Raw genomic sequence first — 12,588 nt, 5'->3', positions numbered from 1 at the left:
GCAAGCTCAGAAAAGGGTACGGCGTGGTGAAACGGACCCCATACCCAACCCCTGTACGGCACTTCGGAGGACTTTATGATCACCCTTGTCCACAGCCTCGTCACCTATGGCATCCCCGACCTGAACACCGGGAGCTGTGCCACGTGCGTGGAGGCGGTGAAGCGGGAGCTGGCCCTGATCCCGGGGGTGGTGGGCGTGGACGTGAACCTGGCGGCCGGCCGGGTGAGCGTGCTCACCGAGGGGCCGGTCGAGGAGAGTTTCATCGTGGCGGCGATCGAGGACGCCGGCTGCGAGACCGACCGGTTGCCCGGCTGGCGTTCCTAGGCGCCGCCCCGCCCCGCCCCGCCCCGCGCCGTGCGGGGCGGCCCGCCCGGATGGTGCGGGGGCGGGCCGCGCCGGCCGGTCAGGGGGCGGCCACGACCGACTGCCTCTGGCGGCCCAGGCCGTCGATGCCGAGCTCCATCCGGTCGCCCGGCCGCAGGTAGACCGGCGGGTCGAAGCCCATGCCGACGCCCGCGGGCGTGCCGGTGTTGATCAGGTCGCCGGGTTCGAGCGCCATGAACCGGCTCAGGTAGCGCACGACGAAGACGGGGTCGAACAACATGTGGGCCGTCGAGCCGGTCTGGCGGCGCTGCCCGTTGACGTCGAGCCACATGCCCAGGTCGTTCACCTCGCCCAGCTCGTCCGGCGTGACCAGCCAGGGACCGCACGGGTTGAACGTCGGGGCCGACTTGCCCTTGACCCACTGCCCGCCGTGGCGCAGCTGGAAGTCGCGCTCGCTGACGTCGTTGACGAGCACGTATCCGGCGATCGCGGCGCGTGCCTCGTCGTCGCTCTGCAGGTAGTGGGCCCGGGTGCCGATGACGACGCCGAGCTCCACCTCCCAGTCGGTGGCCGAGGAGCCGCGCGGGATGTGCACGTCGTCGTCGGGCCCGACCAGCGTGTTCGGCGCCTTGGTGAACACGATCGGCTCGGCCGGCGGTTCCTGGCCCGACTCGGCGGCGTGGTCGGCGTAGTTGAGGCCGACGCACAGGATCTGGTGCGGACGGGCGATCGGCGCGCCGACGCGTTCACCGGCGAAGCGGCGGGCCGCGCCCGCGGCCACCCGGTCGGCGACGGTCGCGGCGAGCGTGTCCGGTCCGGCGGCGAAGAAGGCTCCGTCGAAGTCGGTGACCACGTCGGACACGTCGATGTAGGTCTCGTCGTCGATCGCGACGACCGGACGTTCGGCGCCGGCGGCGCCGATGCGCATGAGTCTCATGGGGAGGTCCAGATTCTGCTGTCGGGGCGGATCAGAGCTGCGCGCCGGCCGGGACGGTGACGGTCTTCCCGGACTGGATGGATTCGTAGGCGGCCTCGACGACGCGCATGGCGTACACGGTGTCGCCGGAGTCGATCAGCGGCGGGCGTCCCTCCACCAGGGCGCGCACGTAGTCGGTGACCTCGGTGATCACCGACTCGTAGTGCCAGCCGCCGGGGTGCCAGGCGTCGGGGCCGAAGGGCACGCCGGTGACCGCCTCGCCCTGGTAGTCGTGCTGCCCGCGGAAGATCTTGACCACCGGGTCGGACATCTGGTCCACCAGGATGCCCCCTTCGGTGCCGTAGAGCTCCAGGCGCTCGCTGTGGGGGACCTCCGACACGGAGGTGAAGCCGCAGGAGAAGTGGGCGCCGCTGCGCATGCGGCCGTACACCTCGGCGGTGTCCTCGATCTCGTTGTCGAGCGGGAACACCTTCCTGGAGACGCCGGTCAGCTCCTCGAACTCGCCGAGCAGCCACTTGAGCAGGTAGAACGAGTGGGCGCCGGTGTCCATGACCAGGCCGCCGCCGAGCTTGTACTGGGTCCGCCAGTAGCCGGGCATCGACAGGTGGGCCTTCTCGTTGGAGCGCAGGTACGTCCTGGCGTGGATGACCTCGCCGATGGCGCCCTCGCTCAGGAGCCGGTGCACGGCCTGGTAGGCCGCGATGTAACGGCTGTTCTCCGCGACCATGAAGTGCACGCCGGCCTCGGCCGCCCGGCGCTGGATGGCCACCGACTGCTCGTACGTCGGCGCGACGGGCTTCTCCAGGATCAGGTGCTTGCCGGCGTCCAGCACCGCCATCGCGGCGTCGTGGTGCAGGTGGTGGGGGAGGATCAGGTCCACCACGTCGACCCGCGGGTCGTCGATCAGGTCCTGGAGGTCGGTGTAGGTCTTGGCGCCGAACTCGGCGGTGAAGGCCGACGCCGCCCTGGGGTCGACGTCGCAGCCGGCCACCAGGTCGACCACGTCGGACATGCGCTGGTAGGCCGCCGCGTGCGTCTTCGAGATCAGCCCGAGACCTGCGATGCCGACACCCGGCTTCGACACTGACATGTGATTCTCCTGTACAGGATGTGGCGAATGAATGATTGGTGGCGGCCGGCGCCGCGGGCCTCAGCCCTTGAGCGAGCCGGCGAGCACGTCGGCGCCGTACCGGCGCTGGAGGAGGTAGTAGACGATCATCACCGGCAGCGCGACCATGATCGCGGCGGCGCAGGTGATCTGGTAGTTGCTGCCGTACTGCAGGCCGACGAAGAAGTTGAGCGCGGCGGGCACCATGCGCAGCTCGGGCTGGGAGATCATCACGACCGCGAGCAGCAGGTTGTTCCAGGTCCAGATGAACAGGATGGTGGCCAGGGCGAAGATCGGCGAGCTGGCCGTGGGCACGACCACCCGCCACAGCGTCTGCCACCGGTTCGACCCGTCCGTCCGCGCCGCCTCCAGCAGCTCGCGGGGGAAGGACTTGAAGAACGACGTCATCCAGTACGTGCCGAAGGCCATCGAGCCGCCGATGCACGGCAGCATCATCGACCAGTAGGTGTCGATGAGGTCGAAGGCCCTGAACTGGTAGTAGAGCGGGATGACGGTCGCCTCGTACGGCACGATCAGCCCGAGGACGAACAGCGGGAACAGCAGCGACGAGCCGCGGAACCGCATCGTCCCGAACGCGTAGCCGGTCAGGATCGAGAAGAAGACCGACACGCTCACCACCACCCCGGACAGCAGGACGCTGTTGAGCAGCGAGCGCCCGATGCCGGCGTCCGGGTTGTCCCAGGCGCTGACGAAGCTGTCCAGAGACCACCGGCTCGGCCAGGCCAGCCCGCTCACGGACGCGTCCGGCGGGTTGAAGGCGACGAGCGTCGTGGAGATGAAGGGGTAGATCGCGAAGGCCGCGAACAGGAGCAGGACCACGTAGGACATGGTGTTGCTGCGGCGGGAGACCATCGTGTTATTCCGATCTGACGAGCCGGTTGACCAGGCCGACGCCGATGAAGATGACCAGGGTGAGGAGCACGGCGATGGCCGCTCCCGGACCGATCTGCCCGTTGACGAAGACGTCGCGGTACATCATCAGCGACGGCGTGGTGGTGGCGTAGCCGGGGCCGCCCTGCGTCGCCATCAGGGGCAGGTCGAAGATGCGCAGCGACAGGGTGAGGGTCATCACCAGCGACACGCGCAGCTCGTGGCGGATCCCGGGCAGGGTCACGGTGAAGAACTCGCGCACCGGCCCCGCGCCGTCGATGCGCGCGGCCTCGTACAGCTCCTTCGGGATGTGCTGCGTGCCGGACAGCAGCATGACCACGACGAAGCCGAACGTCGCCCACAACGCGACGATGCCCAGGGCGGGCAGCGCCAGGCCGGCGTCGCCGAGGAACGGCCGCACCAGGTCGGGACCGAAGACGGCCTCGATGATCGCGTTGAGCGAGCCGTCCAGCGAGTAGAGCCAGCGCCAGGCGATCGCGACGACCGCCAGGGCGATCGTGTACGGCAGGAAGAACACGAACCGGAAGAAGCTCAGCCCGTGGATCCTGGTCCGCGCGATGATGCCGACGAGCAGCAGGGCGAGCGTCACCGGCAGCACGCAGCCGAAGACGACGAAGACGAGCGAGACCCGCAACGAGGTCCAGGTGTTCGGATCGGTCAGCACCTGGAGGTAGTTGTCGAACCCGACCCACGTCTGCGGGGAGAGCCCGTCCCATTCGAGGAACGACAGGCGGACCGTGTCGGCGATGGGCACGAGGACGAACAGCGCGTAGAAGATGAATCCGGGCAGGATGAGCAGGTACGGCATCCCGCGGACCTCGCCCCGCCGGACTCCCCGGCGAGGTCGCCTGCCGGCGGGCGTCGCCGGGCCGGCGTCTGTGGTGACCGTGACGGCCATGGTGCGATCCACTTCCCTACGTGGCGCGCCCGGTGCGGCGCGGTCTCCCGCACCGCACCGGGGCGCCGGCGTGTCCTGACGGATTCCTAGGCGCTCTGGCCCGCGGCCGCGGCCGCGGGCGCAGGCTGGGCACCGCCCTGCCGCGCGGGCAGGCCGATGATCTCGCGGGCCTCGTCGGGGGTCGCCACCTCGCGGCCCATGAGGTGCGCGATCTTGACGATCTCGTCGACGAGCTCGGCGTTGGAGCGCGACGGCGATCCGTCCGGCAGGTACGGGTTGTCCTCCCAGCCGACCCGTACGTGGCCGCCCAGGCTCATGGCCATGGCCAGCAGGCGCCACTGCATCTTCGGGTTCATCACGCTGACGTTCCAGTTGACCCGCGGCGGCAGGTGCCTGACCAGGTACAGCAGCGAGTCCTCGGTGGGGGGCGTCCACGCGCCGCCGGGCCAGCCCAGGAACAGGGTCGTCCAGACCGGGTCGTCGAGCAGGCCCTGGTCGCGGATGAACTCCAGGTTCCAGAACGCGCCGGTGTAGAAGGACTCGACCTCGGGCTTGACGCCGTGCTCCTTGGCCGCCTTGCAGAACGCCTCCAGCTCGGGGCGGGTGTGGATGGCGTACTGCTCGTTGGCGGGGTAGGCCGGGTCGGGCCGGAAGTACTCGTCGTGCACGTTGAAGGCGTAGGACATCATGTCCGGGCGCAGCTTCATGAGCGCGACCTTCTCCTCCAGCCGGGCGCTGGCGATGCCGAACTGGATGATCGAGTCGCGCTCGGCGCGGATGCGGTCGGTCAGGTCGGCCCAGCCGTCGTAGTCGGTGCGGGAGAGCTGGCGGCCGTCCTCCTGGATCGAGTCCTCCAGGTAGTGCACGCCGTGGTGGTGGACGAGCGACGCGCCGGAGTCGATCGCCCGTACGTACTCACCGGCGACGGCGGGCACGTCGTCGATCCTCGGCATGCCCTTGAAGCCGGGATACGACATGGAACAGTCGACGGTTACGGTGATGACTACCTTGTCCACGAATGGCCTTTCTCACAGGGGGGACGGGGGGCGTCTCGTGCGCCGCCCGCCAGGTCAGGAACGGGTCTTCATGTAGTCGGCCCAGTTCTTCTGGACCGACTCGTTGTACTGCTTGGGCGTGACCTCGCCCGACAGCAGCCGCTGGGCCTCGGCGCCCTGGAAGGTCAGCATCGTCGGGGTGGGCCAGTCCTCCCAGGTGAACAGGCCGTTCTCGGAGGACAGCCGCTCGTAGGCGTCGACCATCTGCTTGAGCAGCGGGTCGTCGATCCTGGCGTTGACGCCCGCCTTGGTCGCCGAGGGACGGCCGGCCGCGATCTGGGCCGCGACGGCCTCCTCGCCGGCGGTCACGTAGTCGATGAACGCCGCCGCGCAGTCGGGGTACTTGGTCTTGGCCGAGATGCTGAAGGGCAGGCTGTAGCCGCCGACGGCCGCGTGCTTGCCGCTGTCACCGGCGGGGAAGAGCATGAAGCCGGCGTCGTCGCCCAGGGCCTTGCCGACGTCGCCGAGGGCCCAGGAGCCGGTGACGAAGAAGGCGGACTGTCCCTTGCCGAAGCGGTTGGTGGCGTCGGTGAAGCTGGTCGCCAGCGCGTCGGAGTTGAAGTAGCCCTTCTCCATCCAGGTGCGGAAGTCGGTCGAGCCCTTCAGGTGGCCGTCGTCGTCGTAGGTGCTGCCGGGCTTGTTGTAGACCCAGTTGTTGATCGTGTCGGGCGCGACGTACCAGCCGTTGAACAGCGACAGGTTGTGCAGCGCCGGCCACTTCTCCGAGTCGCCGAGCAGGACGGGGGTGACGCCGGCCGCCTTGGCCTTGTCCAGCGCCTGGAGGAAGGCCGCCTTGTCGTCGAGGGTGGCCGGGTCGATGCCGAGCTTGCCCAGGACGGCCTTGTTGTAGAACACGCCGACGTACTGGATGGCGGGCGGGACGGCGACGAGGTTGCCCTCGCCCAAAGCCTTGCCGTCGGCGGTGAACCTGTTGACCGTCAGCGCCGATTCGGGGAACTTCTCGGCCCACCCGAACGCCTTGGCGTACGGGTCCAGGTTCAGCAGCAGGCCCGCCTTCCACAGGGCGCCGTTGATGGCCCAGCCGGAGTTGCCCTGCATGACGTCGGGCGGGTTGTTGCCGGACATCACCAGCTTGATGGTGCTGGCGGAGGAGGCCCAGTCCTTGATCTGCAGGTCGACCGTCACGTTCTTGTTGGCCGCCTGGAAGGACTTCACCTGCTCCTTGAAGCCGTTGGCGATGGCCTCGCCGGCCTCCGACATGCCGACGGTGAGCTTGACGGTGCCGTACTTGGCGCACGACGTGCCCACGTCCGTCGGCGCGGCGGCCGGCTTCGTGGTGATCGTGGAGCCGGCGCAGCCTGTGGCGCCGATGGCGGCGGCGGTGGCGACAGCGGTCAGAGCTCGTGCGGAGCGATGGTGTCGGAGCATCCTGTCCTCCTTGAAATGAGCCATGAAGCCTCCGGTCGGGGGTTCTCGGAGGGATTTCGATGGCGGTGACTCCTCGCGTCCTGAAGTCTCGATCCACAAGGTCGGCGACGAAGAGCACCTGCGGGCGGCCGTTGGGGGCTCGACCTCTCGCTGTGATCAGTAGCGGGGTGTTGCGTCAGACGAACTGTGTTGCACCAAGGGACGTTAGTGGTGCCCGACGCTATGGCGGACATTCAAGGCATGTCAACCCCCGTGACCCGCATGTTTCCTGGCAATTCACTGCTCAGTGGATGCGAACAATGTGTTGCGTGAGACGTCAAGGGGTTGCATGTCTCGCAACACTTGTGGATGCTGTTGTGCACACCGAACCTGCCCCCCGGAAGAAGGCGACCAGTGGGAGCAACGTCAGCCACGGCGACCATGCAGGCCGCCGTGGTCACCTCGATCCCGAGCGAACGGCTTGAGGTCACGCGCGTGCCGTGTCCGGTGCCCGGGACCGACGACGAGGTCGTCCTGCGTGTGCACGCCTGCGGCATCTGCGGCACCGACCTGCACGTCCTGGCCGGGCACTCCTACCGGCCCGAGACGCCCTTCGTGCTCGGCCACGAGCCGGTCGGGGTCGTCGTGGCGGCCGGCGCCGGAGCCCAGGAGTGGCTCGGCCGCCGGGCCACCATCACCCTGTTCACCGGCGAGGGCTCGTGCGCGGCGTGCCGGGCCGGCGACGAGCGGCTGTGCCCGGAGCTGGTGTCGATCACCGGCGTGCTCGGCGCCTGGGGCGGCTACGCCGACCACCTGCGCGTACGGGCGGCCCAGCTCGTCGAGGTGCCGTCGCGGTTGTCGTGGGAGGACGCCGCCTCGCTGGTCGACGGCGGGGCGACCGCCGCCAACAGCGTCCGGGTGGCGCTGGAGCGCGATCCGGGCCGGGTGCTCGTCCTCGGCGCGGGGCCCATCGGTCACCTGTGCGCCGAGCTGCTGCGCGTGCGCGGCGTGCCCGTCCAGGTGGTCGAGCCCGGCTCGTTGCGCCGCCGGGCGCTCCAGGCCGTCGGCCACGACGTCGTCGCCTCGGTCGAGGAGGCCGGCGTGCCCGTCGACGCCGTCATCGACTGCACGGGCGTGCCCGCCGTCATGGCGCCGGGCCTGGACGCACTCAACCCGCACGGCACGTACCTGCTGGCCGGGTACGCTCGCGTCCCGGACGTGGACTTCGCCGTCGTCGCGCGCAAGGAGGCCCACATCCGGGGCATCCGGTCGGGCCGCCGCGAGGACCTGGAGTCGATCGTCGCGCTGGCCGCGGCCGGGAAGATCCGGCTCTCACCGACCGCCCGGTGGCCGCTGTCCGGGGTGAACGACGCGCTCGACGCGCTTCGCGCCCGGCAGGTCCCCGGCAAGGCGGTCATCGTCCCTGACAGTGTCTGGAAGGAAGAAGTGGCATGAAGATCGCTCTTGACCCGGCGATGCTCCAGGGCAGACCGGTCGAGCTCGCCGCCCGCGCGGCGGCCGAGGCCGGTTACCGCCATCTGGAGATGGGCAACCGTGACGACTTCATCCCGGCGTTCGGCCCCATGCACGCCTCGGCGGCGGAGTTGCGCGGCTTCCGCGACGCGGCGGACGCCTCCGGCGTCGAGATCGTCTCGGTCGCCGTGATCCAGGCGTGGTCCAGCCCCGACGAGGACGTCCGCAAGCAGGCCGTCGCGTGGTGGCGGGACGGCGTCGCGGCCGCCGTGGAGCTCGGCTGCCGGCGGATCAACACCGAGCTGTCCGGCCACCCGGACCAGCCCGACGCCTGCCGCAAGGCGTTCCTGCGCTCGATCGAGGACCTGCTTCCCGTGCTCGACCGCGAGGACGTCGAGCTCGTCGTCGAGCCGCACCCGTGGGACTTCATCGAGACCACCGCCGGCGCCGTGGACCTGCTCAAGGAGATCGGCAGCCCGCGGCTGCGCTACCTGCACTGCGTGCCGCACGCCTACCATCTCCAGGGCAGCACCACCGAGCAGGTGGAGTACGCCCGCGGCTGGTTCGACCACGTCCACGTCGCCGACACCTTCCGGCCCGGCCGCACCATCGTCAACCCGCCGGGCGTCCCGTGCCGGATCCACCAGCACTTCGACCTCGGCCGCGGCGAGATCGACTGGGCCGAGGTGCGCGGGGCGCTGGAGTCGGTCGAGTTCGACGGCATCCTCACCGTGCAGGTCTTCGGCTGGGAGGACCAGGCCGAGAGATCCTTCAGGGCCAACCGCGAAGCAGTTGATCACCTCTTCGGCCTGAACGGCGGACAATCCTTGTCATGACGACGAACCAGAGCCCCGGTACGAACGACCTCTCCGACGGCCGTACCGCCTCTCCCATACAGCGCGCGCTGCGGGCGCTGGAGCTCCTCTCCGCAGATCCGCTCACCGCCGCCGAGCTCGCCCGCGAGCTCGACGTCAACCGCAGCACCGCCCTGCGGCTGCTCGCCGAGCTGGTCGCCACGGGGTACGTGGCCCGCAACGAGGCGACCAAGCGCTACACGATCGTCCCGGCCAAGTTCTACGGGCTCATCCAGGCGCCGGAGACCGACTGGAGCCAGATCATCGACCCGGTGCTGGCCTCGATCCGCGACGAGTGCGGCGACGCGACGATCCTGGCGGTGCCGGCCAAGGACACGATGGTCTACCTCGCGTTCTTCCCCACCCGGCACGTGGTGGCCGTCTCCGAACAGTTAGGGACGATCCGGCCGATGCACTGCTCGGCGCTGGGGAAGGCCTACCTGTCGGCCCTCGATCCCGAGGCCCTCGACACCCACCTGGCCCGCCTGTCCTACGCGGGCGGCACGGAGAACGCCGCCAGGGGACCCATCGAGTTGCGGCGCCGGGTGGAGGAGTCGCGCGAGGCTCGCTACGCGGTCGACAGGGACGAGACCTTCGACGGCGTCCGGTGCGTCGCGGTGCCGGTGCGGATCCGCGGATCCCTGATCGGCGCGGCCGGCATCTCCGGCCCGTCCAGCCGCCTGTCCGACGCGCGGATCCCGCAGCTCGGGCAATACCTGGCCGCGTCCATGTCGGGGTTGTGACCCCCGGCGGGCGCGGCCAGGCGCGCGCCGCGGCCTGGACGATCTTAAAGCTGTAAAAGGTATTTCTCACTACGATGTCCGGATGCTTCGTGCTCCCCTCGCAGTCGAAGGCACGGCCTCGCCGCACGCCGGGCGGCTCGCCTGGCTCGACGCGCTGCGCGGGCTCGCCGCGATGGTGGTGGTCCTCGAGCACGCGCTCGAACCGCTCTGGCCGGAGGCGCGGCCGCCGATCAAGGCCGTCTTCGATCCCGGCTGGTACGGCGTGCTGGTGTTCTTCCTGGTCAGCGGCTACATCGTGCCCGCGTCGCTGGAACGCCGGGGCAGCGTGCGGGCCTTCTGGATCTCGCGGTTCTTCCGGTTGTGGCCGCTGTTCACCGTGTGCGTGGCCGGCATGCTGCTGCTCGCGGCGCTCGGCTGGGACGACCTGCACATCTGGTGGGACACCCGGCCCTTGGCCATGACCCTGGCACACGCCGGCATGCTGCAGAACCTGCTGTACGCGCCGAACGTGGCCAACGTGCTGTGGACGCTGTCCTACGAGATGGCCTTCTACCTCCTGCTGACCGCGATGTTCACCCTCGGCGTGCACCGGCGCAGCACGGCCGCCGCTCTCGGGTTCGCGGCGGCCGCCGTGCTCGGCGCCGGGCTGCTGCCCGTGACGCTGCTGTCGGCGGGCGGCGCGGCCCGGATGCTCACGGTCGTGGTCGTGGTGACCGCCGTGCTGGCCGCCGGGCTGGCCGCGATGTTGCGCGGCGGCCGGCGCGTCCGGCAGGCGGGCGCCGTGGCCGTCGCGGGCACGATCCTGCTGCTGCTGGCGGTCAACCAGAGCTACCCCGGGCCGTGGCAGGGGCTGTTCATCCTGGCGACCATGTTCGCCGGCACCGTGCTCTACCGCGTCGAGGCCGGCCTGCTCGGTCACCGGCACCTCGTCTGGGTGGCGCTGATCCCGCTGGCGGGGTTGTGGCCGGCGCGCGCCGAGCTCGGGACGCAGGTGGCGACCGTGGCGGCCTGGCTGACCTTCGCCGCCGCGATGGCGCTGCGCCGCCGCGCGATGCCGTCGTGTCTGACCTGGCTGGGGCTGGTGTCGTACTCGATCTACCTGCTGCACCCGCTGCTGCTGGAGAGCGTCGAGTTCTTCCTGCCGGAGCCGTCGGGCGTGCCGCCGGCGGCACGTCTGACGGTCCTGGTCGCGGTGTGCGCGGCGCTGCTCGGTCTGTGCGCGCTGACGTGGCGGTGGGTGGAGGCGCCGGCGCAGCGGCTGGGCAGACGGCTGATCCGCCGGGCCGAGCCCGCCCCTCAGAAGCGGTAGTGCTGGACGGCGGTGCCCTTGCGGGACAGTGAGGTGCTCCAGGAGGTCAGGCGGCTCGCCAGCCGGGTCGTCCACGGGTAGCCGGCGACCTCGGGCTCGCGGGTCAGGAAGATCTCGCGCACCAGCTTCAGCCGGGGCTCCAGGCGCTCGATGTCCTGCGGCGTGTCGAATCCGGGCGACTTCAGGAAGGGGGCGACGGACCGGGTGCCGGCGTACTTCCTGGCCGCCCACACGTGGAACCTCGTGTAGCCGTTGAAGCAGATCTCGCCCGCGGGGAAGTGCCGGATGAGGCGGTCGAGGAGGGTGGCCAGCTCCTCCTTCGACAGGAACCCGATGAGGCCGTCGGCGACGATCACGGCCGGACGGTCGCCGGGCACCTCGTCCAGCCAGCGGGGGTCGTTGAGGTCGCGGCCGATGATGTGGGCGTGGGGGCGCTGCGGGAGCAGCAGGCGCCTGGCCTCGGCCACGCCGGGCAGGTCGACGTCGTACCAGTCGACGGTGGCCGGCGGGTCGACGCGGTGGACGCGGGTGTCGAGCCCGGCGCCGAGGTCGAGCCCGACCGCGTCGGGATTCGCGGCGAGGAACCGGCGCACGATGTCGTCCATGACCAGGGAGCGGTGGGCGATGCCCACGACGGGGCTGGCGGAGAGCTTGAACTGCGCGGTGTCGTAGTCGAGCTTCCTGACCAGGTCGTGGGTCGTCCGGTCGCGCAGGATCGGGTGCTCGGCCCGGTAGTCGAGCGCCTTGCCGGCCAGGGTGAGCCAGAGCGTGTTCTCCAGCGGGGTGAGGTCGGGGAGGGGGATGGCCATCGTGTCAGTCCTCTTCTCGTGATGAGTCGTCCAGGGCGGTCCGGGCCGCCTTGAGGGCGGCGTCGTCGGTGAACAGCCCATGGGTGTAGAGCTCCAGCGTGGGCAGCGCGAGGCGGCGCAGCGCGTCGGGGCCGAACCGCTCGTGGCCCAGCGCGCGCGCCAGGGACGGCGGCATGGTCAGCGTGGCCACGCTGTTGAGCACGGTCAGCACCGCCAGCGCCCGTACGTCGCAGGACGGCCGCATCGAGCCGTCGGCGATCCCGGCCCGCAGGACCTGTTCGGACTCCGCCACCAGCGTGTCGACGAACGTGGCCGCGGCGGGTGTGTCCTCCTCGATCGCGCGCAGCATGTACCGCACCTGGAGGCGGTATTCCTCCGGGTTGGACAGGTATTCGCGGAAGAGGTCCTGCATGCCGCCCGGGCGGGCGCGGCCGGCCCGCCGGACCAGGATGCCCAGGACGTGCTCGTCGCAGGCGCTCCGGAGCTTCTCCTTGCTGCCGAAGTGGTGGATGACCAGGGCGGGGCTCACTCCGGCGGTGGCCGCCACGGCGCGCAGGTTGGTCCTGTCGAAGCCGTCACGGGCGAAGTGCGCGATGGCCGCGTTGCGGATCTTGGCCTGAGCGGTCAGGTCTGAACACATGTTCAGTAGACTAAACACATGTTCAGTGGTCGGCAAGTGGCAGGGAAAAGCCCCGTGCCGGAAGGTGAATTTTAGGGGTCGTCGCAACACGCATGATCAATTAGCGGCTGCGAGCAGCATAGCGAGACGCTCGGCTGGGGTTTCCCAGTCGAGCGTCT

At 70.1% G+C, this 12,588-nt stretch carries 13 protein-coding genes; 5 read left to right on the top strand and 8 right to left on the bottom strand.

Annotated features, from left to right (window positions below):
- Nucleotides 1-75 precede the first annotated feature (75 nt).
- Nucleotides 76-324, top strand: coding sequence for a heavy metal-associated domain-containing protein (locus ABZ444_RS46145; RefSeq protein ID WP_352360044.1), 249 nt, complete (start codon nt 76-78; stop codon nt 322-324).
- Between the two features lie 79 nt (nt 325-403).
- Here ABZ444_RS46145 and ABZ444_RS46140 read toward each other — a convergent pair whose 3' ends face one another.
- From ABZ444_RS46140 to ABZ444_RS46115, 6 genes are all read right to left on the bottom strand, one after another.
- Complete coding sequence (locus tag ABZ444_RS46140; protein ID WP_358010628.1) at nt 404-1,261, bottom strand: fumarylacetoacetate hydrolase family protein; 858 nt, start codon at nt 1,259-1,261, stop codon at nt 404-406.
- Between the two features lie 31 nt (nt 1,262-1,292).
- A complete protein-coding gene (locus ABZ444_RS46135; protein WP_358010627.1) occupies nt 1,293-2,351 on the bottom strand; it encodes a Gfo/Idh/MocA family oxidoreductase in 1,059 nt (352 codons plus the stop codon).
- A 60-nt stretch (nt 2,352-2,411) separates the two neighbouring features.
- Nucleotides 2,412-3,242 (bottom strand): carbohydrate ABC transporter permease, encoded by an 831-nt coding sequence (locus tag ABZ444_RS46130; RefSeq protein ID WP_357978078.1) that lies wholly within the window; start codon nt 3,240-3,242, stop codon nt 2,412-2,414.
- Nucleotides 3,243-3,246: 4 nt separating this feature from the next.
- Nucleotides 3,247-4,179, bottom strand: coding sequence for a sugar ABC transporter permease (locus ABZ444_RS46125; protein ID WP_358010626.1), 933 nt, complete (start codon nt 4,177-4,179; stop codon nt 3,247-3,249).
- 86 nt (nt 4,180-4,265) lie between these two features.
- A complete protein-coding gene (locus ABZ444_RS46120; RefSeq protein WP_358010625.1) occupies nt 4,266-5,195 on the bottom strand; it encodes a 3-keto-5-aminohexanoate cleavage protein in 930 nt (309 codons plus the stop codon).
- 54 nt (nt 5,196-5,249) lie between these two features.
- Nucleotides 5,250-6,623, bottom strand: coding sequence for an extracellular solute-binding protein (locus tag ABZ444_RS46115; RefSeq protein WP_358010624.1), 1,374 nt, complete (start codon nt 6,621-6,623; stop codon nt 5,250-5,252).
- Nucleotides 6,624-7,016: 393 nt separating this feature from the next.
- On the opposite strand from ABZ444_RS46115, the gene ABZ444_RS46110 reads away from it, so the two are divergent.
- The 4 genes from ABZ444_RS46110 to ABZ444_RS46095 all read left to right on the top strand — a co-directional run bounded on the left by ABZ444_RS46110 (nt 7,017) and on the right by ABZ444_RS46095 (nt 10,981).
- On the top strand, nt 7,017-8,057 hold the full coding sequence (locus tag ABZ444_RS46110; RefSeq protein WP_358010623.1) for an alcohol dehydrogenase catalytic domain-containing protein: 1,041 nt from the start codon (nt 7,017-7,019) through the stop codon (nt 8,055-8,057).
- Complete coding sequence (locus tag ABZ444_RS46105) at nt 8,054-8,911, top strand: sugar phosphate isomerase/epimerase family protein (protein WP_358010622.1); 858 nt, start codon at nt 8,054-8,056, stop codon at nt 8,909-8,911. Before ABZ444_RS46110 ends, ABZ444_RS46105 begins: the two co-directional genes overlap by 4 nt.
- Nucleotides 8,908-9,672: an IclR family transcriptional regulator gene (locus ABZ444_RS46100; protein WP_358010621.1), complete on the top strand. Its 765-nt coding sequence runs from the start codon at nt 8,908-8,910 to the stop codon at nt 9,670-9,672. The genes ABZ444_RS46105 and ABZ444_RS46100 overlap by 4 nt, the downstream gene beginning before the upstream one ends.
- A gap of 82 nt (nt 9,673-9,754) precedes the next feature.
- Complete coding sequence (locus ABZ444_RS46095; RefSeq protein ID WP_358010620.1) at nt 9,755-10,981, top strand: acyltransferase; 1,227 nt, start codon at nt 9,755-9,757, stop codon at nt 10,979-10,981.
- On the opposite strand, the gene ABZ444_RS46090 is transcribed toward ABZ444_RS46095, so the two are convergent.
- Entirely contained in the window at nt 10,969-11,790 is an 822-nt protein-coding gene (locus ABZ444_RS46090; protein WP_358010618.1) for a class I SAM-dependent methyltransferase, read from the bottom strand. The two genes, ABZ444_RS46095 and ABZ444_RS46090, sit on opposite strands and share 13 nt — an antisense overlap.
- 4 nt (nt 11,791-11,794) lie before the next feature.
- On the bottom strand, nt 11,795-12,430 hold the full coding sequence (locus ABZ444_RS46085) for a TetR family transcriptional regulator (RefSeq protein ID WP_358010617.1): 636 nt from the start codon (nt 12,428-12,430) through the stop codon (nt 11,795-11,797).
- Nucleotides 12,431-12,588: the final 158 nt, after the last annotated feature.

Origin of the sequence: Nonomuraea sp. NPDC005730 (assembly GCF_040630865.1) — a bacterium.
Classification (GTDB): Bacteria; Actinomycetota; Actinomycetes; order Streptosporangiales; family Streptosporangiaceae; genus Nonomuraea.
This window is presented reverse-complemented; position numbering and strand designations above follow the sequence as displayed.

What these genes read in the sequence shown, in the direction of transcription:
- ABZ444_RS46145 (WP_352360044.1), top strand. Translation starts at nt 76, where the DNA reads ATGATCACCCTTGTCCACAGCCTCGTCACCTATGGCATCCCCGACCTG.
- ABZ444_RS46140 (WP_358010628.1), bottom strand. Translation starts at nt 1,261, where the DNA reads ATGAGACTCATGCGCATCGGCGCCGCCGGCGCCGAACGTCCGGTCGTC.
- ABZ444_RS46135 (WP_358010627.1), bottom strand. Translation starts at nt 2,351, where the DNA reads ATGTCAGTGTCGAAGCCGGGTGTCGGCATCGCAGGTCTCGGGCTGATC.
- ABZ444_RS46130 (WP_357978078.1), bottom strand. Translation starts at nt 3,242, where the DNA reads ATGGTCTCCCGCCGCAGCAACACCATGTCCTACGTGGTCCTGCTCCTG.
- ABZ444_RS46125 (WP_358010626.1), bottom strand. Translation starts at nt 4,179, where the DNA reads ATGGCCGTCACGGTCACCACAGACGCCGGCCCGGCGACGCCCGCCGGC.
- ABZ444_RS46115 (WP_358010624.1), bottom strand. Translation starts at nt 6,623, where the DNA reads ATGCTCCGACACCATCGCTCCGCACGAGCTCTGACCGCTGTCGCCACC.
- ABZ444_RS46105 (WP_358010622.1), top strand. Translation starts at nt 8,054, where the DNA reads ATGAAGATCGCTCTTGACCCGGCGATGCTCCAGGGCAGACCGGTCGAG.
- ABZ444_RS46100 (WP_358010621.1), top strand. Translation starts at nt 8,908, where the DNA reads ATGACGACGAACCAGAGCCCCGGTACGAACGACCTCTCCGACGGCCGT.
- ABZ444_RS46095 (WP_358010620.1), top strand. Translation starts at nt 9,755, where the DNA reads ATGCTTCGTGCTCCCCTCGCAGTCGAAGGCACGGCCTCGCCGCACGCC.
- ABZ444_RS46090 (WP_358010618.1), bottom strand. Translation starts at nt 11,790, where the DNA reads ATGGCCATCCCCCTCCCCGACCTCACCCCGCTGGAGAACACGCTCTGG.
- ABZ444_RS46085 (WP_358010617.1), bottom strand. Translation starts at nt 12,430, where the DNA reads ATGTGTTCAGACCTGACCGCTCAGGCCAAGATCCGCAACGCGGCCATC.